The organism is Aliivibrio salmonicida LFI1238, assembly GCF_000196495.1.
GTDB classification, from domain to species: domain Bacteria; phylum Pseudomonadota; class Gammaproteobacteria; order Enterobacterales; family Vibrionaceae; genus Aliivibrio; species Aliivibrio salmonicida.
Map to the genome: position 1 here is coordinate 3197101 of NC_011312.1, position 25670 is coordinate 3222770.

Here is a 25670-nt window from a genome sequence, read left to right on the forward strand (position 1 = left end):
ATCTTACGATCTTTCATTTAACGAGAACGTAATTATGCAAAAAGATAAAAAGAGAACACCAGAGCAATGGCACGCTCTATTTGAATCTCAGCAATCTAGCAAGCTTAGTGCCGCTGAATTTTGTCGTAACCATAATATTCTGCCAAAGACATTTAGTGCACGTAAAGCACGATGGAAACAAAAGATTAACGCTTCTACTTTCTTGAAAGTAGAAGCGTTAACATCAACTATCATCGCCACTCCACAATTACCAGATATTCAACTTTCTATCGGAAAATTGCGATTAACATTGCCAGCTAATACTGAACCTCACTGGATAGGACTCTTATTAAAAGGGTATCAATCATGAATGTATTTACTGATATTTCCACCATTTATCTTCATCGTGATTTTGTCGATTTTCGCAAGGCCATTAATGGCCTTGTCGTGATTGTTGAGCAAGAAATGCAACTATCACCGTTTAGTGATGCTCTATTTATATTTTGCAATAAGCCTCGTGATAAACTCAAAATATTGTATTGGGATAAAACAGGATTCGCTTTATGGTACAAGCGATTAGATGAAGACCGCTTCAAATGGCCACGAAATATAAATAACGATACGTTAGCATTATCAGAGCAGCAACTGACACTGCTATTACAAGGTTTTGATATCTTAGGACATCAACCGGTACATTATCAAACAACCCTTTAAATAGTTGATTCTCAGTCAAGAATAGGAGGCAACCGATTGATTACCTGTATTATCGTTATATAGTCATCTACATGACTGATAAAATAAAACCACTTCCTGATACCATTGACGAGCTGAAAGCACTTGTGCTTCAGCTTGAAAATAAATATAACCGTCTTCTAGAGCAATTTCGACTGGCTCAACATCAGCGCTTTGGTAAAAGCAGTGAATCTGACTCGACTCAATTTGATTTATTCAATGAAACAGAAGAAGAAATCATCATTGAAAATGATGACACACAAACGATTACCTACACTCGTCAAAAGCCAAAACGCCAACGCTTACCTGAAGACTTACCGCGTACTGTTATTATCCACGACATAAAAGATAAAACTTGTAAGTGTTGCGGTCTAGAGATGCATGCGATGGGTAAAGACATCAGTGAAAAGTTGGAATTTGTACCAGCTAAAGTGGAAGTTATTCAACATGTTCGTCCTAAATATGCTTGCCGAAATTGTGAAAAAAACAATACTTCAGTAGACATTAAACAAGCCCCAATGCCAGCGTCACCAATCCCTAAAGGGATTGCGACCGCAAGTTTACTTGCTCAAATTATTACGGCTAAATTTCAATACAGTCTTCCACTTTATCGTCAAGAAACGTTATTTCAGCAATGGGGTATCATTATTGGACGGCGAACGATGGCGGATTGGTTAATAAAATGCTCGGTACTATTTACCCCTCTTAATAACGAGTTACATCGTATTTTGCTTGAACAACCCACTCTGCATTGTGATGAAACAACGGTAAATGTGTTGGATGTTGAAAAAGCAAAATGTTATATGTGGGTCTACTGCTCTGGCTATGATTCTCCAGGCTCTGGTGTTTTGCCTGGAATTGTACTTTATGATTATCAATCTAGCAGGCATGGCTACCATCCAGTTAACTTTTTAAAAGGTTATAACGGGTATTTACATACCGATGGTTACCAAGGTTATGAACAAACTGAAGCGATTTTAGTTGGCTGTTGGGCACACGCACGTCGACGATTTATTGAGGCTCAACGTGTTCAAGTAAAAGGGAAAACAGGGAGTGCAGATTGGGTATTGAGTAAAATCCAAAAGCTATACCGGATCGAATCGTTATTAAAAGAGGCTTCCCCTGAAGCCAAGTATGTTGCTAGGCAGACAGAAGCCCGCGATTTACTTAAAGAGCTCCGTGATTGGCTTGATAGCGCAGTTAGTCGAGTATCACCTAAAACAAAATTAGGTGAGGCGATTAGCTATACATTAAATCAATGGGATAAATTAGTTCGTTATATTGATGATGGATTGTTATCTATTGATAACAATCGAGCAGAGCGAGCGGTTAAACCGTTTGTTATCGGCCGGAAAAACTGGTTATTTTCGGGTTCAACGGCTGGTGCAGATTCAAGTGCAATGCTTTACAGCATTGTAGAAACAGCAAAGGCAAACGGATTAATCCCTTACGATTATATTAGGTATTGTCTAGATCGTTTATGTGTTGGATCGCCAGATATCGATTCACTTTTACCTTGGAATGTAAAAGACAAGGTGTAGTTCCCCGCACGCTTACGTTGGATTGGTTAACGTGTGTGAATCGCGCCATTTCTAAAAAAAGTGTGTTGGTCTATGGTCAGCCAATCTTTAAAGCAAATAGCCACGAGCAAGCCTCTACAGAGTGTTTAATGCGTATTCGTGAAGGTGACCAAGTGTTTTCTCCTGGGCAATTTTTGCCAGCGGTAGAGGGGACTCACCTTTATACTCGATTAAGCCGAGAAATGATCTCTTGTACGTTTGATATTATGCAATCGAATCATATGGATTTTTCCATTAATCTTTCGCCTCAAGATTTGATGAGTGACAGAACCCTTGATTTATTAGAGTCCTCTATTATTCGTTTAGATAATCCATTTAGAGTGGGTTTTGAGGTGTTAGAGACGGAGCAGATTCAAGATTACGGTCGTATGATTGAAGTTTGTAATCACTTTAGACGATTAGGGGCGCGGATCATCATTGATGATTTTGGATCTGGTTATTCGAATATTGATGAGGTCATGAAACTAGAGCCTCAGGTGATTAAACTGGATGGCTCTTTGATTAAAAATGTTCATCAAGATAAGCGTCAACGGCTTATCTCTCAGCAAATGGTGCAATTGTGCCATGCGCTTGATGCAAAAGTGGTGGCTGAGTTTGTTCACAATCAAGAAGTCTGCTCGATTGTGGAGCAAATGGGCGTTGATTATTTACAAGGCTACTTTTTGGGTGAGCCCAAAGCATTGAAATAAGCGATGTCGTGGGTCATTCGACGTAAAGGTGACCACTGCGTTCTGCTTGAAAAACGGTTAAAAATCGCTCGTAATACAGATTAAGAGCCTGTGCATTTTCAGGCTCTTTTACCATCTTTAATATTTCCATTCCCGCTTCACAAGTGCACAGATTGCCTTCGCTTTGATTTCGACGTAAATGATAGCTTGAGGTATCGACACTCTCTAAATACAAACAAGGAAGTTCTTGTAACCAAGGGCTTTTGTTGACCATTTTTTTCGCTTCTTGCCAGGTCGCATCAAGTAAAATAAACAACTGCTTTTTGGATGAGGTCTTTGCATTGGCATATTCTGTACTGAGTGTGTTTTCCGTACTTGGAAAAAGTAACCATGTCTCAGTATCATCTCGCGCTATTTTTTCTAGTAGTGCGGTTGGCAGCTCTTTACGTTGCCATAAATAAGCCCGAGCGTTCGGTAAGCTGTTTGTTATCAACTTACCGGTATTGGTTAATTTTTTTTGTTCGTTCTCATGGTACAGCAGCGCAAATTCAATGTGCGAGATTAAATTTGGCTGATGAGAGCAAATACAGTTATAGGTAAATCCACAAATTGAACAAGACATTATTTATCCAACGGTTGTACTGGTGAGAATAAGGTTAGCCCTGATTGGATGGGAAAGACTACGCCATTCACCGTTTCTTTCTCTGCGTTGATGGTATTGCCTTTACGGGTAAAGGTTCGTTCTGCAATCATGTATTGTCGTTGGTGACGGCTCATTAATACGTGAACTTGGTTTTCATTAATGGCTTGCCACACGCCAGTTTCAACTAACTGAGATTCGCCATTTTGATAATCATACGTAGTGACGGCGGAATGATCAGGACGCAAGGTTAGACCAATGGTTAAACCTGAGTTACCTGCCGTACTGGTTCCTTTGTATGTGTTTACCCAGTTTAGCGTGGTATCTTTTGGTGAGATTGAAGCACAACCTTGATAGTTTTTATCATTTATCGTGACGTCTGATGCCCAACCATAAACAGTATCAACCATGGTGTCTTTGCAGATAGCACTGTCCATCACAAGAGAAATGTCATCGGATTGATAGGTGCGTTGCTCGATGGATAATGCTTGATCCGTAATAGCTTGCTGTTGGGCCTTTTTACCCATTTCCGATACGCTAAATATCCCTTTATTTACTTGAACATTCCAAAAAGGTTCATTACCCGATGCGGTTGTTGGTTGAGCGGGTTGTTGGCAGCGTGCGCCTTCACCTGCAACTAATTTGTTGATATGAGAAACGACAAAACGTGCAGGGTAATCATTCGCAAATCCGCCCTTTGGTGGTGCTTCAAAATGACCGATTAATTCACCATACATTGATTGGTAAGGTGTTGATTGAATGTCGGTTCCTGCTTTCCATTGCTCTGAAGTGAGGTTTATCCAATATTGTTGGTCACTGCCACAAGGTTGAATACTTTGTGATTCGTGGCCAATGACTACAGTACCACGCAGTATAAAAGTATGAGCCCCTGATGCGGATTGACTGTTACCAAAATCATCTGTGGATGTGTCTATTGCTGATTGCTGGCTACACCCTGATAAAAACAGAAGAGCGGTGAAAGTCAGTAGTGAAAGCTTCATAATAAACTCCAGAAATCGATGATAAGTTGAATAAAAACCAGTATGCCATAGGACACCTAAAATAGATTGGAATTCACCTTTATCAGAGCTATTGATAATAAATTAGCGTAAAATAATAGGGTTATTTTAATAAGTAAAGAGAGCTAAGAAAAATATGAGTTGGAATCTTTCGCCTTCAGACGTATTTAGCGCATCACCCGTTGTTCCTGTTATGGTTATTGAACAACTAGAAGATGCGGTACCAATGGCTCAAGCTTTAGCGGCGGGCGGTATTAATGTATTTGAAGTTACATTGAGAACGGCGGTTGCTCTTGAGGCGATTACGGCGATTCGAAAAGCAATGCCACAAGCCCTTGTTGGTGCCGGTACAGTGATCAGCACTCAACAATATGATCAAGCGGTAGAGGCTGGCGCTAAGTTTATTATCTCTCCTGGATTTACTCCCAGTTTATTAGCTCATGCAAAATCGGCAGATGTTCCTTTGATCCCTGGTGTTGCTACGCCGTCAGAAGTCATTCGTGCCATTGAGTTAGGTTATACGCACCTTAAATTCTTTCCAGCAAGTGCGTTTGGTGGACCATCTGTATTGAAAGCGATGGCGGCTCCATTACCTCAAGTGCAGTTTTGTCCTACTGGTGGGATTAATCCACAGAATGTAAATGACTACACTGCGTTAGAGTGTGTGGCGACGGTCGGTGGCTCTTGGATGCTACCAAAAGACGTCATTGCCGCTAAAGACTGGTCAAAAATAACCACGCTTGCAAAAGAAGCGATTGAGCTAATTAAATAAGCACAATATTCGATCTTCTTTTCACATAAAGGCAATGACTTACTTAAGTGGTTGTCTTTTTTATTATCACGAGAGAGTGATTTAAAAATCGGTTAAGTCTTTTGGCCATGAAGAAAGTGGTAGTGGCTTGCTGTATAAAAACCCTTGGGCGGTATCGCACCCCATTTCTTTTAAAATTAAGGCTTGTTCTTCCGTTTCAATACCCTCTGCTACAATCGACACATTAAACCCTTTCGCAATATTCACAATCGCGTTTGCAATGGAAGTCGATGCATTTTCTGTGTTTAACCCTTTAACAAAAGAACGGTCTATTTTGAGGCAATCAAACGTAAGCGTGCGGGGAACTACACCTTGTCTTTTACATTCCAAGGTAAAAGTGAATCGATATCTGGCGATCCAACACATAAACGATCTAGACAATACCTAATATAATCGTAAGGGATTAATCCGTTTGCCTTTGCTGTTTCTACAATGCTGTAAAGCATTGCACTTGAATCTGCACCAGCCGTTGAACCCGAAAATAACCAGTTTTTCCGGCCGATAACAAACGGTTTAACCGCTCGCTCTGCTCGATTGTTATCAATAGATAACAATCCATCATCAATATAACGAACTAATTTATCCCATTGATTTAATGTATAGCTAATCGCCTCACCTAATTTTGTTTTAGGTGATACTCGACTAACTGCGCTATCAAGCCAATCACGGAGCTCTTTAAGTAAATCGCGGGCTTCTGTCTGCCTAGCAACATACTTGGCTTCAGGGGAAGCCTCTTTTAATAACGATTCGATCCGGTATAGCTTTTGGATTTTACTCAATACCCAATCTGCACTCCCTGTTTTCCCTTTTACTTGAACACGTTGAGCCTCAATAAATCGTCGACGTGCGTGTGCCCAACAGCCAACTAAAATCGCTTCAGTTTGTTCATAACCTTGGTAACCATCGGTATGTAAATACCCGTTATAACCTTTTAAAAAGTTAACTGGATGGTAGCCATGCCTACTAGATTGATAATCATAAAGTACAATTCCAGGCAAAACACCAGAGCCTGGAGAATCATAGCCAGAGCAGTAGACCCACATATAACATTTTGCTTTTTCAACATCCAACACATTTACCGTTGTTTCATCACAATGCAGAGTGGGTTGTTCAAGCAAAATACGATGTAACTCGTTATTAAGAGGGGTAAATAATACCGAGCATTTTATTAACCAATCCGCCATCGTTCGCCGTCCAATAATGATACCCCATTGCTGAAATAACGTTTCTTGACGATAAAGTGGAAGACTGTATTGAAATTTAGCCGTAATAATTTGAGCAAGTAAACTTGCGGTCGCAATCCCTTTAGGGATTGGTGACGCTGGCATTGGGGCTTGTTTAATGTCTACTGAAGTATTGTTTTTTTCACAATTTCGGCAAGCATATTTAGGACGAACATGTTGAATAACTTCCACTTTAGCTGGTACAAATTCCAACTTTTCACTGATGTCTTTACCCATCGCATGCATCTCTAGACCGCAACACTTACAAGTTTTATCTTTTATGTCGTGGATATAATAACAGTACGCGGTAAGTCTTCAGGTAAGCGTTGGCGTTTTGGCTTTTGACGAGTGTAGGTAATCGTTTGTGTGTCATCATTTTCAATGATGATTTCTTCTTCTGTTTCATTGAATAAATCAAATTGAGTCGAGTCAGATTCACTGCTTTTACCAAAGCGCTGATGTTGAGCCAGCCGAAATTGCTCTAGAAGACGGTTATATTTATTTTCAAGCTGAAGCACAAGTGCTTTCAGCTCGTCAATGGTATCAGGAAGTGGTTTTATTTTATCAGTCATGTAGATGACTATATAACGATAATACAGGTAATCAATCGGTTGCCTCCTATTCTTGACTGAGAATCAACTATTTAAAGGGTTGTTTGATAATGTACCGGTTGATGTCCTAAGATATCAAAACCTTGTAATAGCAGTGTCAGTTGCTGCTCTGATAATGCTAACGTATCGTTATTTATATTTCGTGGCCATTTGAAGCGGTCTTCATCTAATCGCTTGTACCATAAAGCGAATCCTGTTTTATCCCAATACAATATTTTGAGTTTATCACGAGGCTTATTGCAAAATATAAATAGAGCATCACTAAACGGTGATAGTTGCATTTCTTGCTCAACAATCACGACAAGGCCATTAATGGCCTTGCGAAAATCGACAAAATCACGATGAAGATAAATGGTGGAAACATCAGTAAATACATTCATGATTGATACCCTTTTAATAAGAGTCCTATCCAGTGAGGTTCAGTATTAGCTGGCAATGTTAATCGCAATTTTCCGATAGAAAGTTGAATATCTGGTAATTGTGGAGTGGCGATGATAGTTGATGTTAACGCTTCTACTTTCAAGAAAGTAGAAGCGTTAATCTTTTGTTTCCATCGTGCTTTACGTGCACTAAATGTCTTTGGCAGAATATTATGGTTACGACAAAATTCAGCGGCACTAAGCTTGCTAGATTGCTGAGATTCAAATAGAGCGTGCCATTGCTCTGGTGTTCTCTTTTTATCTTTTTGCATAATTACGTTCTCGTTAAATGAAAGATCGTAAGATACGCATAATGAATTTTATTTGTTAGGTGTAGTTCCCCGCACGCTTACGTTAGTGTTGGCTTTGAACGGAAATGGAAAATATTTTTGGCTATTCTCTTGAAAATAAAATTACTGAGCCGCATATCTAGTTATGAAGAGGATGCCGAAAGGGTCTTTGAAAATGACTTGTCCAAAATGGAAAGTCTTATAATTTGATAGAGTCAACTAAGGACCCATGTTAGGGGTAGTTGTACTCACTATTGCTTAAAGTAAAGGATAGTATTATGCGCAATGTAGATTTCACTCCACTGTACCGTTCAGCAATTGGTTTTGATCGTCTTTTCAATCTAATGGAAAATAACACGGCAAAAACAAATGGCGGTTACCCTCCGTACAATATCGAGCAAAAATCAGAACATAACTACCGTATCACCATGGCGGTGGCGGGTTTTGCTGAAGAACAAATCGATTTGACTCAACACGAAAATATGCTGATTGTGCGTGGTGAACGTCCTGACGCCGATGAAACAAAAACCTACTTATACCAAGGTATTGCAGAGCGTAACTTTGAGCGTAAATTCCAGTTAGCGGATTACGTGAAAGTGATGGGCGCAACCATGGAGAATGGTTTACTTCATGTTGATTTAGAGCGTGAAATTCCAGAAGCGATGCAACCACGTAAGATTGCCATTAACGGCAGTAATTTACTGGAAAGTTAATCGTAGCTTGGTAAGAATTTGAAATGAAGGCACTGTGATAGTTAATGCCGTTCACTTAAGGGTGAATGGCATTCTTGTTTCTGGCATATCGTTGAGGTCTTGGTTTTACCATTCGAGGGAATGTTCTTTCCCTTCGCCTATCAAGTATTAAGCTTTCAGCCATCTGGTGGAAGCCTTTTAATTGTCGAGGGATCGCTCCTGGCGTTGAGTATGGTAAACCAACTAATAATGCAGATACATGAGCAAGTGTCCCATTAAAACTCAATTGATAAGGGAGATAATTTCCTTTTAAATTAAAGCAAAGCTCTACCATTTGGTAGCGAATTAAATTATAAGTCAACAAGATACCCCATAGTTCTTGTTTCACTAATTCAGGCAGACGGCTTCGTAGTGTTAAGCGATTTCCTAACATGTATTGTTTCTGCTCTCGGTAACCCAATTCTATTTCCCAACGATGCTCATAAAGACCGACTATATCTTTCAATGGGTAACGTAATGGGTCAATCATTGACGTCAGAACTTGATAATCTTTTCCTTTAATTTTTCGAGTCACGAGACGAGCAGTCATCGTTTCAGGTAAATTAGAAAACAGTTTTCTTGCTCTTGGGTTACTCCGAAGAATAACAAGTTTGTCATTACGACCTAGCGATCGAATTATTTCATATTGAGTATTTTTTTTAAGGGGAATAAGCCAGTGACGCTCTGAGCCTGTCATCTGCCATTTATGTAGTAATCCTAATGAATAGAACCCCTTATCGAACATAGTTACGCTATGGTCAGGTGTACTATCTATTAACTTCTCTGCCAATATCATTTCATTTGTATTGTAATTATCGAAAGCGCTCGCTGTAATAAGATGACTGCTTAGCTCCATTTGGCAAACCATTCTTACCTGTGGATATTGAGTTCCTTTTTGGCGAGAAAAAGCCTCTTCATTTTTCTGGTTATCAGGTGCTCTCCATACAACACCATCAACGCCTAAGAGAGTTAGTCCATTCCATTTAGGAAGATTAGCACTCTTAAGCCAGGAACTTGTCATTCGCTCAAAGACTGCTTTCATTGCTGCTTCACCTAGATTTTTTCGGCGCTGAGTAAGGGCACTAGGAGCGACAAAAGCTTTACCTGTACGGTCTACAATATCAAGCTGATTAACTAAATCCTTCATGGATTTATTGTTATAGATAGCCATACCAACAAGTAACCATACCATTGATTCAAGAGTAAGCTTTCGCTTCCTCATCGTCACCGTATCAGTGAGAGAATAAGCCTCATCAATCAGATGGATTGGAAGTAAATCAGCGAGAGTCTCTACGTTGCTAGGTTTCCAGTCATTGATTATGTTTAGAGCTTGAGAAACATCCATAAAAAAATCCAAGTGCATAAAATACACTTGGATTTTGACATCTAAAAAGGATCGGTCAACCGATCATATTTACCTTAAATGATCGGCATTAGCTGTGATAGTGCCTTTTTTGTGTCTGCTATTCATGGAATTATTAATTAATGACTCACCGCTTTTCCATCACCAATAGATGGCATCGGTAGGAGTGGTTAATTTAGCGATGACAAACAGAATTGTTGATTCCAAAGCGACAAGTCATTATCTGAGTTGATTAGAGCATCGTATTAATGGCTTATTGCTTTTCCATCATCAATAGATGGTATTTGTAAGCGCCGTTAATTTTATGATGACAAACAGAATTGCTGATTCCAAAGCCATGAGTCATGAGTACCACAACTCACCGCTTTTTATCTACTTTGAATAGGCCTTTAGCACTTCTTCTGCAATGATATCGATGCCTTTTTGCATCATTTCTTCATCTTGTACGTAGTTCATACGCAAACATTGGTGAGCGTGATCCCAGCTGTCGTCTTGACCAATAAAGAAATACTCGCCCGGGACGATCAGCACGCCGCGTGCTTTCAAGCGTTTGTACAGTTCCATGGTTGTGATTGGCAGTTCATCAAACCATAGCCACAAGAAAATCGCGCCTTCAGGTTTATGAATGCGAAAACGAGGATCGGTAATCGCCGTTTGTAGCATCTTAACCGCTGCTTGAGATTTATGGCGATAGAAAGGTTGGATTACCTCTTCACTTAAACGTAATAAATCACCAGACTCAATCATGTGTAAACCCATCGCAGGTCCCATACTTCCCGGCGCTAAACTGATAATGCCATTTAGGTTGGTCATGGCTGCTGTCATCTTTTCGCTGGCAATCACAATGCCACAGCGTAAGCCTGGTAAACCTAATTTAGAAAGGCTCATGCAAAGAATGGTGTTTTCATTCCAAAACGGCGTCACTTCTTCAAAAATAATATTAGGGAAAGGCGTGCCATAAGCATTATCGAGAATTAAGGGAATGTTATTTTCACGCGCAAGCTTATCAAGCTTGATCACTTCATCGTCGGTGATCACGTTGCCTGTTGGGTTTGTTGGGCGAGAGATACAAATAGCGCCTATGGTGTCATCTACTTTTAATTGGCTAAAATCAACGTGGTATTTGAACTGACCATTATCGAGTAATTCAATTTCTGGACGGTAAGAAATAAAGCTATCAACTTCTAATTCAGAATCGGCATAACCAATGTATTCAGGCGCGAGGGGCAATAAAATTTTCTTTTTAGAGCCATCAGCATAAGTTCCCGCTAATAAATTGAATAAGCTAAAGAACGCACTTTGAGAACCATTGGTTAGGCTAATGTTTTTAGAACTGATGTCCCAACCATAGGTTTCTTTAAGCAGCTTAGCTAGGGCCTTAACAAAGCTGTCCTTACCTTGTGGGCCGTCATAATTTGCCATAGCAGCGATCAGCTCACCTGAATCGAGCATCTTTTGTGAGGCACTTTTAAAGTAGTCGAGCATGGCAGGAATACCCGCAGGGTTACCGCCACCGAGCATGATTGCACCAGGGGTACGCAAGCCATCATTTAAATCATCCATTAATTGGGTGATCCCGCTGTAACGAGTAAATTTTTCGCCAAATTGAGTAAACTTCATTACGACTACCGTGATAATTAGAGAGTGGATGTATTGATTGTTTTAACAACATACCTCAACACCAAACAGAGATAAAGCACCAAGATGAGTCGTGTTTTTATATATTCAGCCACAAAGGTGAGGTGAATTTACACAAAGTGTCTATTTTCACTACTCCCAAAGAGGTCTGCGAGGTATACTTCTTGGTTATATTTATCAACGATCGCGCGAATTAAATTATGCAAAAATACGATATCAAAACCTTCCAGGGAATGATCCTCGCGCTGCAGGATTATTGGGCACAACAGGGTTGTACGATTGTACAGCCATTAGATATGGAAGTGGGCGCAGGTACATCTCACCCAATGACATGTCTGCGAGCGCTTGGCCCAGAGCCAATGGCTACCGCTTATGTTCAACCATCTCGTCGTCCTACGGATGGCCGTTATGGTGAAAACCCTAACCGTCTGCAGCACTACTATCAATTTCAGGTAGCGTTAAAGCCTTCTCCAGATAATATTCAAGAACTGTACTTAGGTTCTTTAGAAGTGCTTGGTATCGATCCTCTTGTTCATGATATTCGTTTCGTAGAAGACAACTGGGAAAACCCAACATTGGGTGCTTGGGGTTTAGGCTGGGAAATCTGGCTAAACGGCATGGAAGTAACGCAATTTACTTACTTCCAACAAGTTGGCGGTCTTGAGTGTAAACCAGTAACTGGTGAAATCACTTACGGTATCGAACGTCTTGCTATGTATATTCAAGAAGTAGGCTCGGTTTACGATCTTGTTTGGAACTATGGCCCTCAAGGTGTGGTTACTTATGGTGATATTTTCCACCAAAATGAAGTAGAGCAATCGACTTACAACTTTGAACACGCCGATGTTGATTTCCTATTTGGATTCTTCGATCAGTGCGAGAAAGAGTGTAAAGAATTGCTTGAACTTGAAAAGCCGCTACCTCTTCCAGCGTACGAGCGCATTCTAAAAGCCGGTCATGCATTTAACTTGCTAGATGCTCGTAAAGCGATCTCTGTAACAGAGCGTCAGCGTTACATTCTTCGTATTCGCAACCTAACTAAATCGGTGGCAGAAGCCTATTACGCATCACGTGAAGCGCTAGGCTTCCCAATGTGTCGCTCTACTAAACCAACAGCGACAGAGGAGAAGTAATCATGGCGAAGAATTTTCTAATCGAATTAGGTACAGAAGAGCTTCCACCGAAAGCACTTCGTTCATTAGCTGAAGCGTTTGCTGCAAATTTTGAAGCCGGCCTTAAAGCGGCTGGTTTAGCTCATCAAGGCATTAAGTGGTATGCAACGCCTCGTCGTTTAGCGCTTAAAATCGCTGAATTAGATGAAGGCCAAGCAGACAAAATCGTTGAAAAGCGTGGTCCTGCAATCGCTTCTGCATTTGATGCTGACGGTAATCCAACTAAAGCAGCTCAAGGCTGGGCTCGTGGTAACGGTATTACGGTTGAGCAGGCTGAGCGTCTAAAAACAGACAAAGGCGAATGGCTACTTCATAAAGAAGAAGTAAAAGGCCAACCGGTTAAAGGACTTGTTGTTGAATTAGCAGCAAAAGCCCTGGCTGGTTTACCAATTCCTAAAGCAATGCGTTGGGGTAACTCAGACATTCAATTTATTCGTCCAGTGAAAACACTGACAATCCTATTGGGTGACGAACTGATTGAAGGCACTATCTTAGGTGTTGCTTCTACTCGTACTATCCGTGGCCACCGTTTCATGGGTGAAAGCGAGTTTACGATTGATTCTGCTGACCAATACCCTGCGATCTTAGAAGAACGCGGTAAAGTAATGGCTGACTACGATGCGCGTAAAGCCATCATCCTTGCTGGTGCTAAAAAAGCAGCAGAAGCGGTTGGCGGTATTGCGGATCTAGAAGACGAATTAGTTGAAGAAGTTACGTCTCTTGTTGAATGGCCAGTGGTATTGACCGCTAAGTTTGAGCAAGAGTTCTTGAATGTTCCTTCTGAAGCGTTGGTTTACACAATGAAGGGCGATCAAAAGTACTTCCCTGTGTACGACCAAGAGAAGAACCTACTTCCTAACTTCATCTTTGTTACTAACATCGAATCTAAAGAACCTCGTCATATTATCGAAGGTAATGAGAAAGTGGTTCGCCCACGTCTTGCTGATGCTGAATTCTTCTTCAATACAGACCGTAAGCGCCCGCTTATCGATCGTCTGCCAGAACTAGAACAAGCAATATTCCAGAAGCAATTGGGCACAATCAAAGACAAAACAGACCGTATTACTGAACTTGCTGGCTACATCGCTGAGCAAATTGGTGCGGACGTTGAGAAATCGCAACGTGCAGGTCTTTTAGCTAAGTGTGACTTAATGACCTCAATGGTATTTGAATTTACAGATACTCAAGGTGTTATGGGTATGCACTACGCAACTCATGATGGTGAAGATGCACAAGTCGCATTAGCGCTTTACGAGCAATACATGCCTCGTTTCGCGGGTGATGACTTACCAAGTACCGATGTTTCTGCATCAGTAGCAATGGCAGATAAGCTAGATACGCTAGTGGGTATCTTCGGCATTGGTCAAGCTCCTAAGGGGTCTGATCCATTTGCACTTCGTCGTGCTGCGTTAGGTATCTTACGTATCATCGTTGAAAAAGGGTACAACTTAGATTTAGTTGACCTTGTTGCTAAAGCACAATCTTTGTTTGGCGATAAATTAACGAATGCAAACGTAGACACTGATGTGATTGATTTCATGTTAGGCCGTTTCCGTGCATGGTATCAAGATGAAGGTTTCAGCGTAGATATCATCCAAGCGGTACTTGCTCGTCGTCCAACCAAGCCTGCTGATTTTGATCAACGTGTGAAAGCGGTATCTCACTTCCGTGAATTAGACGCGGCTGAGTCTCTAGCGGCAGCGAATAAGCGCGTAGGTAATATCCTGGCGAAATTCGATGGCGAACTGGCTCAAGAAATCGATCTAGCTCTTCTTCAAGAAGACGCTGAGAAAGTATTGGCTGAGAAAGTTGAAATTCTAGCAGAAGCACTAGAGCCAGTATTTATTGCTGGTAATTATCAAGAAGCATTAAGCCGCCTAGCTGAGCTACGTGAGCCTGTCGATGCGTTCTTTGATGGTGTAATGGTAATGGCTGACGATGAGGCGCTTAAGCTGAATCGTCTAACTTTGCTGAATAAGCTACGTAACTTATTCTTAGATATTGCTGATATTTCTCTTCTTCAAAAATAGAAATTCATATATCTGATGAAATACCTCGCTATGGCGGGGTATTTTTTTGTCTAAATATCGTGTTTTCGAAAATTAGAGGTTAATTATATCGATAACAGTGACTACAATTGGCACTCTTCTCTTTTATTTAGGCTGCTGATTTCGATGAAATTATCTGTTTGTGCAACGTTTATCTCCCTTTCGCTATTGGTAGGATGTCAAAGTACGTCATTAACCTCGACAGATAGTTCTGATTCAATATCAACAGCTGATTCATCAAATCAAATTGAATCAACCACAAGCTCAAACAATAACACCGCTATTTGTCCTGTATTAGGCATTCAACCAGTGACTGTTTCTGTGTCTGATTTATGGGCAAATGGTGATGTGATCACCGATGCTTATACTGGGAATATTGCTCAGGTGGTTAATGGAGAGATAACGCTAACACCAAGTCGCCACAGTGGTGGGGTATTATTGTTGGAATCAGAAGAAGAAAAAGCGCGCTTCTCTTGGGATGGTGCGACGTTCTACCACATCGCAACGGATAGATTCTTTAATGGGAACAGTTGGAATGATCACAGTTATGGACGCCAAAGCACAAAAGAGGGTTTTCAGGGCGGAGATATTGTTGGCTTAACAAAAAAACTCGATTACTTAGCCGAATTAGGCGTTGATGTCGTATGGATCTCCACTCCTCTAGAGCAAGTGCATGGGTGGTTACCCAATAAGAGCGGCAATTCTCCTGAATACCCTTATGCCGGTGGTGCGACTCTCGATTGGACGCAACTGGATACCAACATGGGCAGTGAGCAAGAAATGCGAACGTTTGTCGACCTAGCGCACCAATTGGGTATGCGAGTGATGTGGAGTGTGGATACGGCACCGCCAACACCAACCTTATCGGATTTACAGCAATTTTCAATTCAGCCGAATAATCCGGATGCGTTACCAAGCTATTGGAGTGAATGGCAACCACAAGAAGGTCAAAACTTAACACATTATTTAGATGCTTTTAAAAATAAGAATGGTGAGATACCGGATTGGTGGTCAGAAGCATGGATGGAAGAAAATAATGAAAACGCGATCACGTTGCCTGCGTTTTTTGCGAATAAGCCGTCAACTAAAGTAAAAAGCAGTGAAAAGACAAAAAATGAGTACCTAGCTGGATGGATGAGTGCATGGGTGTCAGAGTTTGGGATTGATGGTTTTGTTGTTTCTAATTCAACACCAGAGTTAACTCAGAAGATCGAGCAAGAAGGGAAAGACGCTTTTACCCTGTGGAACAAAGACAACGCGTACAAAGCGTTAGAAAATGCGTCTTTTCGTGTGATTGATTTACAGCAACAGAATTACTTTAGCGATCAAATGCTGTCTTTAAAAAGCAATGATGAACCGCACTGTCTCACTAAGCTTAATGCTGAGTACGTAACTCAAAGCCAAGCTGAAAAACCAAGTATGACTCGATTGACTTGGTTTGATGGTAAATCGTTATCTGATTCTTCAGTGGGCAGTGTAAACGCAGATAATTACGCGGATTACCGTGATGCAGCAACGGCGTTACTACTTTCTCCTAATGCGGTTTCTATTTGGTATGGGGATGAAACGGCCAAAATGGGAGGGATATACAGTAAGATGAATTGGAATGAGATAAAAGATCAACGTTGGTCGTTGCAGTCTCATTGGAAAAAGCTCATCGAATTTAGAAATAATCACTCATCAATTGCGAATGGTGAGCATCAAGTGATCAAGCGTGAGCCTTACTATGCGTTTATTCGAAAGAATGAATCAGACAGTGTCATGGTGGTGTATACCGGTGAGAAAAAGTAGTTTTTTTACTGTCATTAAAGTTTTACAAAATACCGGAGTAGAGTGTGATAATCGCCACGTTGGTTAAGTAAATAAGGTGGTAATCTACGGTTAGGATTTGTTGTATTGGTAGACGTTTCTTAAGGAAAGGAGCATATCATGACACGTTTTTTAGCTATTTCTCCTCAAAGCCAGTGTTACTTATTTTCGACCGCATTTGCTTTGAATTTATTGGCTATGGTGCTAACCGAGATGTGGTTACCTATGGTTGTAGGTGCTCTTGTTACTTTGGGGCTATCCGTTGAAGCTTGGGTTCGAGTTCGTTATATATTACCGATGAAAACAGAAATGCGTGATCTGCAACATCAGATGGACATACTTCAAAGAGAAATAAGAGACATTAATTCTCGAACAGATTAAGAAAAGGCAGCCTCGTGGCTGCCTTTTTTGTTTTACGCAGAAAGCCCTTTACGGATAAGAAATCGAAAAGGGAGTGTTTCAGTGTCTTCTGCAATGAGTTCGTGATCCATAAAGCGACAAAAGCTTGGAATATCTCGGGTGGTGGATGGGTCATCGGCTTTAATCAGCAATGTATCGCCATCGGCCATCTGTCGAATCGTTTTCCTAACCATCATGACAGGTTCAGGACAGCGTAATCCTTCAGCTTCTAGTATGAGTGTCGCATTATCAAAATTGATGGTCATGTTTATATCTCTTTACAGTTAAAGGCGAGCCAGATCATACTGCTGTAAAAAAAATAATCAATACGCGTTGGCAAAGAACTGAGAACAATAGGCGCCTACGGCGCAAATCAAAAGGACTCAACCTCTTCCATTGTTGCCAATAAATCGTTTATCCTATCGCCATGCACGCATATAAACCCCTGAAACAATTATTTAATAGTCAAAATAACTGGCTTAAATTTCTTCATAATAACAAAGCTAACCTAAGAGCGGTCGTGATTGAAAATGTCACAAAGATGCTGTCCTGTGGGACAGCGGCTTTTGGCTCTCGCGAATATCATTGTTGCAACCCTGACTGTACCCATATCAAATATATTCACCAAACCTGTAAATCTCGAGCGTGCAGTAGCTGTGGCATGAAAGCCACAGAGCGATGGATACAAAAGCAACAACATGTCTTCCCTGAATGCGAATATCAACACATCACCTTTACCCTTCCAAACACGCTATGGCCTATCTTTCGTCATAACCGTTGGCTGTTAAATAAATTATTCAAATGTGCTGCAAACATTCTGCTGGGATGGGCAAAAGATAAAGGAATAGATGTCGGTATCTTTTGTGCTCTTCATACTTACGGTCGAAAACTGAATTGGAATACGCACTTACATTTATCGGTCACTCGTGGGGGAATTTGTGAACGTACCGGTTTATGGAAACCCATTTACTTCCAAATGAAAACGACAGAGCCTTGTTGGAGAGCGGCTATCGTCAGTTTATTGGGTAAGGCTTATGATGAGCTTGATTTATCAAGCGAAGAATGCCCCTATATCCGTAATAAAACGGATTGGTCACGCTTTTTAAGCAGTCAATATAATCGTCGTTGGAAGCTTCATTTTGCTAAAAAGACAAATAATGTAAAACCGACGATGAACTATCTTGGTCGGTATTTAAAACGGCCCCCGATTTCAGCGTCACGTTTAAGTCATTACGCCAAAGGCGGAATGATAACGTTTAATTATTTAGACCATCGAACAGGAACAACAGACAGCCTAACATTATCACCAGAAGAGATGATAAGACGGATAGTAGAGCACTATCCTGATAAACATTTCAAGATGATCCGATACTACGGTTTTTTATCAATGCGTCGTCGTGGAGAAGCTCTGCCTAGAGTTTATGCAGCTTTAGGTATGACAATAGAAGCTGAGCCGAAAATGCCAGGGTATGCCGCAATGTTAAAAGGATATGTAAAAGTAGATCCGTACGAATGTATTTTATGTGAAAGTCGTCTGGTGTTTACGAATTTCCGAGTCGGAAATTCGGTCAATGATTTAGTCACCCATGCGATAGTTCAGTCAGAATTGAGGGCAGCATAATAAGGTTTGTAGGATAAGTGTATCTAAAACTCATGAAATAGGGCTAAAACAGTTATAAAATCCCCGATAATTATATTTTCGATACCTTTTAAAAAAACAGCGATGGTGAAATTGGCTTTTTTAGACGGGCCAATGCTAACTCAGCAACATTCAAATTCCTTACCTTAAAGTAACAATAAATTAACATGGAACAGTTAAGTTGTTGTTTCTATGGTTTATAAAATCTCCTGTAGAAAAGTAATAAAAGAAGGATCGCCATTATGCTTACTCAAATAGATCGCCTTACTATTTACTGCGTGCTGTGTTTTGTCACTATCTGTTCATTGGTTTTCAGCACACCTAACACCATGAGCCTCTTTCCATTAATTAGTTTAGCTTCGGTTATGATAGCGTTAACGATTGAACTAAAAACATGGAGTGAATCAGAGGCTATTGAAGATAAAGATCATTAACCTCAGAATGTAACTGAAATATATCGACTCCAGTTTCCCGTATTATCACGTATTCTTGATATTAAATAAGAGGTAGGTGAAAAGCGGGATTTTTTTTATCTATAAAACCGTTAAAATGTCGGTAATGCCATAAAGGCGTTCTCTATTGATGGGTTAGGTTATGGAATTAGAAGAAGTTTATCGTCGTGATTTAAATTTATTGGTTGCGTTAAAAGTTCTGTTAGAAGAAAACAGCGTTAGCCAAGCGGCGATTCGCCTGAATTTAAGTCAATCAGCGATGAGTCGGGTGCTGGGTCGGCTGCGTGATTTACTGGGCGATCCTTTATTTACTCGACAAGGGCAGCATCTGGTTCCAACAGAAAAAGCATTAGAAATTTGTGCGCAAATAAACCAACCTTTAGAGTCGTTACGTCAGTTGCTTACGCCCAGCGATTTTACCCCTATGCATTGTGATCAACATTTTTTGATCGCAACGACCGATTATGCAATGCAGACAATTCTACCTTATGCATTACCTAAGATTTACGAACAAGCCCCAAATATATCTTTAGAGTTTACGTCTCTTAATCATGAAAACTTGTTTAAACAATTGAGTACAGAGAAAGTCGACATGGCAATTTGTCGTCCTATCGGGTCCGTATCTCCATTAAAACAAGAAGTATTAGGGCAGGTTGGAGTGTTATGTCTTTTATCAAAGCATCATCCGTTGTCTCATGCATTACTGACATTGGACGATTATTTATCGTATCCACATGCGATGATTGCGATCAGTGATGGTGTAAAAGCATTGTTAGATACCGCGTTGATTGGCCAACGAGATCGCAAACAAGTATTAAGGGCTTATCATTTAGAAGCGGCTTTAGCGATTGTCGACCGGATGCCATTAATTATTACGGTTCCAGCCGATTTAGCTTATTTAGTTGCTGAACGTTATGACTTAGTGATTAAACCATTACCTTTTGAATTTACACCGTTTGATTATTCATTAATTTGGCATTCTCGTTGTGATACATCGCCCGCGCAAAGTTGGTTACGTAGAGTTGTAAAAGAAGAGTGTGGGAAGTTAATTGAAAAACGCATTGAAGATATTGGCTTTGTTTGATTGGTGTTGCAGAGACTAAGCATAAAAAGGCAGCGATTAAGCTGCCTTTAATTTACTGATGTTTTCACATTAACACCAAGCTAGGTAGGGCTCAGCGTTAAATTTTTTATCTAATTATAAACCTAGATTTTGATAACGACACGACCTGTAATTTGACCGTTCGTAATGTCTTCAGCAGCTTGGATAGCACCATCTAATGATACTTCTTTTGTTGCTTGAGCATAAAATGACTCAGGAAGAAGCGTAGATAGTTGTTCCCATGCTTTAATGCGTTTTTCGCGAGGGCACATAACCGAATCGATACCTTGTAAACGAACGTTACGTAGGATGAATGGCATGACTGTTGTTGGTAGATCGAATCCACCCGCAAGGCCACACGCCGCTACGGCACCGTTGTAATTTATCTGAGCTAATACTTTAGCAAGTACTTTACTGCCAACGGTATCAATCGCGCCAGCCCACAGTTGTTTTTCTAGTGGTTTTGCTGGTTCTTCTAATTCACTACGTTCAACAATACGAGTTGCTCCTAGTGATTTAAGTAGCTCGCCATTTTCAGAAGCTCGGCCTGTTACTGCCGCTACTTTATAACCAAGTTGGTTTAACAATGTGATAGACAGGCTACCCACACCGCCGCTTGATCCTGTCACTAAAATTTCACCGTCTTCTGGGTTAATGCCTGCATCAACAATCGCTTGTACACATAGCATTGCAGTAAAGCCGGCAGTACCAATCGCCATGACTTTTTTAGCGTCTAGGCCTTTTGGCATAGGAACTAACCAATCACCGTTTAGGCTTGCTTTTTCAGCCATGCCGCCCCAGTGACCTTCGCCAACCCCCCAACCAGTAAGAACGACTTCATCGCCTGCTTTGTAGCGAGCATCATCAGAGTGAGAAACGACACCGGCTAAGTCAACACCAGGGATCATCGGGAAGTTACGAACAATACGCCCTTTACCTGTAATCGCTAAACCGTCTTTATAGTTAAGAGAAGAGTAGCTAACATCAATTTTCACATTGCCTTCTGGCAGTTGAGATTCATCGATTTCAGTAACTGCGGCAATAGTGTTTTTTTCTTCTTGATTCAAAATGAGTGCTTTAAACATAACGAACTCCAATGATATTAAATAGAGAATCAAACTCTGCATTTGATTGATGGATTAAGTATAGGTGAGTGTTTTTAGGAAAAAAAATGATACTTAAACATGGTGACTATGCATTTTATGCATAGATCATTGTATGAAAAAAAATTCGAAAAGAGCAAATAAGATCTTTACTTTTTATTGGATCGTGTTATTTTGCACCCTTGCTCTGATGTATAGAGTTATTAATACAAGCAATAAGTACAAGTCAAACCCTCAGAAAAATATCTTCGAAAAAGCTATTATCTCCGTGTTTCATTTCACTTTTCCAATTATTAATAATTGAACATTTCAGCAGATCGTTAGCAGCGAATAAGCCTAACTGGATCTATTTATAATGTAATATGACCGTGTGCTATCGAAGTTGTGAAATGCGTTGGCTTTATACCTAATATCGTTATTAGGCTACCTACTTATTTTTTAAAGAGAATCTCTTTTTAAAGTGTAAATAGATGGAAAAGGTAAAGAACGTACAACTTCTCTATGTATAAATTACATAAGATAAATATCTCTTCTCAGGCTAAACAAGCGCATCGTATTGATGCATGTTTATACTAAAGTTAAGAAGGATATCTCATGTCTAAATCAACAGGCAGAAAGCGTTTTTGGTTCCACCAAGCGCGTGATACTAAAGTTATCTTAAAAAAATAAGATAACAAGCGATACCGAATAAGGTATCAACTCGAAAAAAGTCGCCCAGAAGGCGACTTTTTTAGTTTCTAGCGTATCAATCTATTCCTAAGGTCGTTCAAAGACCGTTGCAATACCTTGCCCTAAACCAATACACATGGTGGCTACGCCCAGTTTTGCACCTGTACGCTCCATATTATTAATTAATGTGGTGGCAATACGAGAACCTGAGCAACCCAATGGATGACCTAACGCAATTGCCCCTCCATTTAAGTTTATCTTTTCTTCCATCACATCAAATAAACCTAAGTCTTTAATGCAAGGCAGTGATTGAGCGGCAAAAGCTTCGTTCAGCTCAAACAGGTCAATATCATCAATGGATAGGCCGGCACGTTTTAATGCTTTTTTGGTTGCAGGAACAGGTCCATAACCCATAATGGCAGGATCGCAGCCAGAGACCGCCATTGAACGAATTTTCGCTCGAATGGTTAATCCTAGTTCATTTGCTTTTTCTTCGCTCATGATCAGCATGGCGGAAGCACCATCCGATAATGCAGATGAACTACCTGCGGTAACGGTACCGTTAGCGGGATCAAAAGCCGGTCTCAGAGCAGCCAAACCTTCAAGGGTTGTTTCTGGACGAATGACTTCATCGTGTTTCACTAGCGTTAGCGCCCCATTCTCATCGTGACCTTCCATCGGAAGAATCTCAGAATCGAAGTGCCCTTCAATCGTCGCTCTATGTGCTTTTTGATGAGAAGCAAAAGCAAAGGCATCTTGTTGTTCACGAGAGATACCATGCATCTTACCGAGCATTTCAGCCGTTAACCCCATCATACCCGAAGCCTTAGCTACGTTTTTTGATAAGCCAGAGTGGAAATCAACACCATGGTTCATTGGTACGTGACCCATGTGCTCGACACCACCAATAATGCAGATGTCGGCATCTCCAACCATAATGGCACGAGAGGCATCATGTAGAGCCTGCATCGATGAACCACATAAGCGGTTAACTGTTGTTGCGGCAATGGATTTGGGTAATCCTGCTAATAACGATGCATTACGAGCAATATTAAAGCCTTGTTCTAAGGTTTGCTGCACACAACCCCAATAGATATCTTCAATTTGGTTTGGGTCAACGTTTGGGTTTCTTTCTAATAACCCTTTCATGAGGTGCGCGGATAAATCTTCGGCACGAGTATGACGAAATACCCCATTTTTAGAGCGTCCCATCGGTGTTCGAATGCAATCAACAATAACGACATTTTTCATGATAAATTCTTCCTTAAACCGATGGTGATGAAACAGATGATTTCGGGGCTGGGTAATAACACTCTCCAGCCGCTGCTTTTTGTTTGATGCTGTCAGGCACTTGGTAAACCGGACTTAATTGCTCAAACTCTTTGGCCATGTCTAAATACGTGTCTAGACCGATAGAATCCAGGTAGCGGAATACGCCGCCTTTAAATGGAGGAAAACCTAACCCATACACTAAGGCCATGTCAGCCTCTGCTGGAGAAGCGATAATACCCTCATCTAAACAACGAATGACTTCGTTAATCATTGGGATCATCATACGAGCGCTAATTTGCTCAGAGGTGTAAGGTTGAGTTGAATCGGTTATTGTTGCGATAATTGCATTGGTTTTTTCATCAATGTTTTTCTTCGGCTTGCCTTTTTTATCAAGGGCATAAGCATAGAAGCCAATTCCATTTTTTTGGCCATAGCGATCATCTTCAAACATCGCATCGATAACATCTCGGCCATTTTTCGCCATGCGTTCAGGGAAACCTTGCGCCATCACCGCTTGTGCATGATGGGCGGTATCAATCCCCACGACATCTAGCAAATAAGCAGGGCCCATTGGCCAGCCAAATTCTTTTTCCATCACTTTATCGATTTGTTGGTAATTCCCGCCATCACGCAGTAATAAACTAAAGCCAGCAAAATAAGGAAAAAGAACACGGTTCACAAAGAACCCTGGACAATCATTCACAACGATGGGTGTTTTGCCCATTTGAGAAGCATAAGCCACTACGCGATCAATGGTTTGTTGTGAGGTTTTCTCGCCACGAATAACTTCCACTAATGGCATTCTATGAACAGGGTTAAAGAAATGCATACCACAGAAGTTTTCAGGACGTTTTAATGATTTAGCGAGCAGTGAAATTGGAATAGTTGAGGTATTCGACGCTAAGATGGCGTGTTCATTAACTTCATTTTCTACTTCAGCTAATACCGCTGCTTTGATGGTTGGGTTTTCGACGACGGCTTCAACGATAACGTCTTTTGTCTCTATGCCACCATAATTGAGTGATGGTGTGATAGATGAAAGTACTTGTGCCATTTTTAGTCCAGATAATCGCCCGCGCTCTAATTGCTTATTAAGCAGTTTCGAGGCTTCGTTCATCCCTAAATCTAATGACGCTTGTGCAATGTCTTTCATTAAGACAGGCACGCCTTTTGATGCCGATTGATAAGCTATACCACCGCCCATGATCCCTGCGCCGAGTACCGCGGCATTTTTAACTGGCTCGCTGTTTTTGACGGCTTGCTTTGCTTTGCTTTTTACTAATTGGTCATTTAAGAAAATACCAACCAATGATTTCGCGACGTCAGTACGAGTGAGAGCCACGAAGTGTTTGTTCTCAATCGCCAAAGCGTCATCACGATGCATGTTTGCACTTTGCTCGATAGATTTAACGGCAGTTAGTGGTGCAGGATAATGTTTCCCAGCCATTTTCATTATCATGCCTTTGGCGACATTGAACGACATAGCCGCTTCTAGAGGGGATAACTGAATAGGGGCTTTCTTTTGTTCACGACGTTGTTGCCAATTTAGTTGACCATCGATCGCTTGTTTTAGCATAGATACTGAGGCATCAATCAATGTTTCACGTGAAACAATACCGTCGACCATTCCTATTTTTAATGCATCTTTAGCGCGTTTTGGTTTACCTGTTGTGATGACTTCCATTGCGGGATCGGCACCAATTAAGCGAGGTAAACGAACAGAACCGCCCCAGCCAGGCATTATACCTAGTTGGGTTTCTGGTAGGCCAATCGACGCGGTGTCATCCGCCAATCGAAAATCCGTAGCAAGTACACATTCACAACCACCGCCCAGAGCAAAGCCAGTAATTGCAGATAATGTCGGTACAGGAAGATCTTCCAGTCGGCTAAAAATCACATTAGCTTGATGCAGCCAATCACTGAGTTCTTCTTCTGGTGTATCAAACAACCCTAAGAACTCCGTAATGTCAGCACCAACAATGAAAGCACTTTTACCTGATGAAAGTAACAGTGCTTGTAAATCCTTTTGCTTATAGAGAACATCAATGGCTTCACCTAGTGAGCGTAGGGTAGCAATATTGAGTTTATTAACACTGCCAGCCGCATTAAAGACTAAGTGAGCAATGCCGTTTTCGATGTAATCTACAGAGAGGTTTTCACCTTGATAAATCATTTTCTATCTCCATGAAATGAGAACCAGAGTTGAGTATTCATTATTATAGTAGCCTGGTTTGACCAGTTAATAGTGGTGCTAATTTAAACAGATGGCAAACTAAATTTAACATTTTATTTACGTTTGTA

Annotated in this window: 22 protein-coding genes and 3 pseudogenes; 13 read left to right on the forward strand and 12 right to left on the reverse strand. The window is 40.8% G+C overall.

Features of this window, described 5'->3' with window-relative positions; all coding sequences use genetic code 11:
- The first annotated feature begins 34 nt into the window (after nucleotides 1-34).
- The 4 genes and pseudogenes from tnpA (VSAL_RS15505) to VSAL_RS15520 all read left to right on the forward strand — a co-directional run.
- Nucleotides 35-349, forward strand: a complete 315-nt coding sequence (gene tnpA / locus VSAL_RS15505; RefSeq protein WP_012548925.1) for an IS66 family insertion sequence element accessory protein TnpA — start codon at nucleotides 35-37, stop codon at nucleotides 347-349.
- Nucleotides 346-693 carry an IS66 family insertion sequence element accessory protein TnpB gene (gene tnpB, locus VSAL_RS15510; RefSeq protein ID WP_012549126.1) on the forward strand — a complete coding sequence of 116 codons (348 nt, stop codon included), beginning with the start codon at nucleotides 346-348 and terminating at the stop codon, nucleotides 691-693. Before tnpA (VSAL_RS15505) ends, tnpB (VSAL_RS15510) begins: the two co-directional genes overlap by 4 nt.
- Nucleotides 694-764: 71 nt before the next feature.
- A complete protein-coding gene (locus VSAL_RS15515; protein ID WP_012549008.1) occupies nucleotides 765-2252 on the forward strand; it encodes an IS66-like element ISVsa2 family transposase in 1488 nt (495 codons plus the stop codon).
- A 17-nt stretch (nucleotides 2253-2269) separates the two neighbouring features.
- A pseudogene (locus VSAL_RS15520) lies at nucleotides 2270-2980 on the forward strand (EAL domain-containing protein); the annotation flags it as partial.
- A gap of 13 nt (nucleotides 2981-2993) precedes the next feature.
- Here the strand turns inward: VSAL_RS15520 and VSAL_RS15525 are convergent.
- Nucleotides 2994-3581, reverse strand: a complete 588-nt coding sequence (locus tag VSAL_RS15525; protein WP_012551361.1) for a tRNA-uridine aminocarboxypropyltransferase — start codon at nucleotides 3579-3581, stop codon at nucleotides 2994-2996.
- Nucleotides 3581-4600, reverse strand: coding sequence for a COG3650 family protein (locus VSAL_RS15530; RefSeq protein ID WP_012551362.1), 1020 nt, complete (start codon nucleotides 4598-4600; stop codon nucleotides 3581-3583). Before VSAL_RS15530 ends, VSAL_RS15525 begins: the two co-directional genes overlap by 1 nt.
- Before the next feature lie 154 nt (nucleotides 4601-4754).
- On the opposite strand from VSAL_RS15530, the gene VSAL_RS15535 reads away from it, so the two are divergent.
- Nucleotides 4755-5390 (forward strand): bifunctional 4-hydroxy-2-oxoglutarate aldolase/2-dehydro-3-deoxy-phosphogluconate aldolase, encoded by a 636-nt coding sequence (locus tag VSAL_RS15535; RefSeq protein ID WP_012551363.1) that lies wholly within the window; start codon nucleotides 4755-4757, stop codon nucleotides 5388-5390.
- 81 nt (nucleotides 5391-5471) lie between these two features.
- Here the strand turns inward: VSAL_RS15535 and VSAL_RS15540 are convergent.
- The 4 genes and pseudogenes from VSAL_RS15540 to tnpA (VSAL_RS15555) form a co-directional block, all read right to left on the reverse strand.
- Nucleotides 5472-5723 (reverse strand): annotated as a pseudogene (locus VSAL_RS15540) (EAL domain-containing protein); the annotation flags it as partial.
- Nucleotides 5724-5734: 11 nt separating this feature from the next.
- Nucleotides 5735-7224: pseudogene (locus tag VSAL_RS15545) on the reverse strand (IS66-like element ISVsa2 family transposase).
- Nucleotides 7225-7295: 71 nt separating this feature from the next.
- On the reverse strand, nucleotides 7296-7643 hold the full coding sequence (tnpB, locus tag VSAL_RS15550) for an IS66 family insertion sequence element accessory protein TnpB (protein WP_012548924.1): 348 nt from the start codon (nucleotides 7641-7643) through the stop codon (nucleotides 7296-7298).
- Nucleotides 7640-7954 carry an IS66 family insertion sequence element accessory protein TnpA gene (gene tnpA, locus VSAL_RS15555; RefSeq protein ID WP_012548925.1) on the reverse strand — a complete coding sequence of 105 codons (315 nt, stop codon included), beginning with the start codon at nucleotides 7952-7954 and terminating at the stop codon, nucleotides 7640-7642. The genes tnpB (VSAL_RS15550) and tnpA (VSAL_RS15555) overlap by 4 nt, the downstream gene beginning before the upstream one ends.
- A 296-nt stretch (nucleotides 7955-8250) precedes the next feature.
- On the opposite strand from tnpA (VSAL_RS15555), the gene ibpA reads away from it, so the two are divergent.
- Nucleotides 8251-8685 (forward strand): small heat shock chaperone IbpA, encoded by a 435-nt coding sequence (gene ibpA, locus VSAL_RS15560; protein ID WP_012551364.1) that lies wholly within the window; start codon nucleotides 8251-8253, stop codon nucleotides 8683-8685.
- Nucleotides 8686-8740: 55 nt separating this feature from the next.
- Here the strand turns inward: ibpA and VSAL_RS15565 are convergent, their stop codons facing one another.
- Both VSAL_RS15565 and VSAL_RS15570 read right to left on the reverse strand, forming a co-directional pair.
- Complete coding sequence (locus tag VSAL_RS15565) at nucleotides 8741-10048, reverse strand: IS4 family transposase (protein ID WP_012549425.1); 1308 nt, start codon at nucleotides 10046-10048, stop codon at nucleotides 8741-8743.
- A 390-nt stretch (nucleotides 10049-10438) separates the two neighbouring features.
- Nucleotides 10439-11686 carry a valine--pyruvate transaminase gene (locus VSAL_RS15570; protein WP_012551365.1) on the reverse strand — a complete coding sequence of 416 codons (1248 nt, stop codon included), beginning with the start codon at nucleotides 11684-11686 and terminating at the stop codon, nucleotides 10439-10441.
- Between the two features lie 218 nt (nucleotides 11687-11904).
- Between VSAL_RS15570 and glyQ the strand changes: the two genes are divergently transcribed.
- The 4 genes from glyQ to VSAL_RS15590 all read left to right on the forward strand — a co-directional run bounded on the left by glyQ (nucleotide 11905) and on the right by VSAL_RS15590 (nucleotide 17114).
- Nucleotides 11905-12837, forward strand: coding sequence for a glycine--tRNA ligase subunit alpha (gene glyQ / locus VSAL_RS15575; RefSeq protein WP_012551366.1), 933 nt, complete (start codon nucleotides 11905-11907; stop codon nucleotides 12835-12837).
- Nucleotides 12838-12839: 2 nt separating this feature from the next.
- Nucleotides 12840-14906, forward strand: a complete 2067-nt coding sequence (glyS, locus tag VSAL_RS15580) for a glycine--tRNA ligase subunit beta (protein WP_012551367.1) — start codon at nucleotides 12840-12842, stop codon at nucleotides 14904-14906.
- 144 nt (nucleotides 14907-15050) lie between these two features.
- A complete protein-coding gene (locus tag VSAL_RS15585) occupies nucleotides 15051-16715 on the forward strand; it encodes an alpha-amylase (protein ID WP_012551368.1) in 1665 nt (554 codons plus the stop codon).
- 138 nt (nucleotides 16716-16853) lie between these two features.
- Nucleotides 16854-17114, forward strand: coding sequence for a hypothetical protein (locus VSAL_RS15590; RefSeq protein WP_012551369.1), 261 nt, complete (start codon nucleotides 16854-16856; stop codon nucleotides 17112-17114).
- A 32-nt stretch (nucleotides 17115-17146) separates the two neighbouring features.
- On the opposite strand, the gene tusA is transcribed toward VSAL_RS15590, so the two are convergent.
- On the reverse strand, nucleotides 17147-17398 hold the full coding sequence (gene tusA, locus VSAL_RS15595; protein ID WP_012551370.1) for a sulfurtransferase TusA: 252 nt from the start codon (nucleotides 17396-17398) through the stop codon (nucleotides 17147-17149).
- A 161-nt stretch (nucleotides 17399-17559) separates the two neighbouring features.
- Between tusA and VSAL_RS15600 the strand changes: the two genes are divergently transcribed.
- From VSAL_RS15600 to VSAL_RS15610, 3 genes are all read left to right on the forward strand, one after another.
- On the forward strand, nucleotides 17560-18753 hold the full coding sequence (locus tag VSAL_RS15600) for an IS91-like element ISVsa9 family transposase (protein WP_012548931.1): 1194 nt from the start codon (nucleotides 17560-17562) through the stop codon (nucleotides 18751-18753).
- A gap of 260 nt (nucleotides 18754-19013) precedes the next feature.
- A complete protein-coding gene (locus tag VSAL_RS15605) occupies nucleotides 19014-19205 on the forward strand; it encodes a hypothetical protein (protein ID WP_012551371.1) in 192 nt (63 codons plus the stop codon).
- Nucleotides 19206-19365: 160 nt separating this feature from the next.
- Nucleotides 19366-20307, forward strand: coding sequence for a LysR family transcriptional regulator (locus VSAL_RS15610; protein WP_012551372.1), 942 nt, complete (start codon nucleotides 19366-19368; stop codon nucleotides 20305-20307).
- A gap of 122 nt (nucleotides 20308-20429) precedes the next feature.
- Here the strand turns inward: VSAL_RS15610 and acuI are convergent, their stop codons facing one another.
- The 3 genes from acuI to fadB form a co-directional block, all read right to left on the reverse strand.
- A complete protein-coding gene (gene acuI / locus VSAL_RS15615; RefSeq protein WP_012551373.1) occupies nucleotides 20430-21410 on the reverse strand; it encodes an acrylyl-CoA reductase (NADPH) in 981 nt (326 codons plus the stop codon).
- A gap of 774 nt (nucleotides 21411-22184) precedes the next feature.
- The gene (fadA, locus tag VSAL_RS15625) at nucleotides 22185-23348 is read right to left on the reverse strand and encodes an acetyl-CoA C-acyltransferase FadA (protein ID WP_012551374.1); all 1164 of its coding nucleotides are present in this window, start codon (nucleotides 23346-23348) and stop codon (nucleotides 22185-22187) included.
- Between the two features lie 13 nt (nucleotides 23349-23361).
- Complete coding sequence (gene fadB, locus VSAL_RS15630) at nucleotides 23362-25542, reverse strand: fatty acid oxidation complex subunit alpha FadB (protein WP_012551375.1); 2181 nt, start codon at nucleotides 25540-25542, stop codon at nucleotides 23362-23364.
- Nucleotides 25543-25670 lie beyond the last annotated feature (128 nt).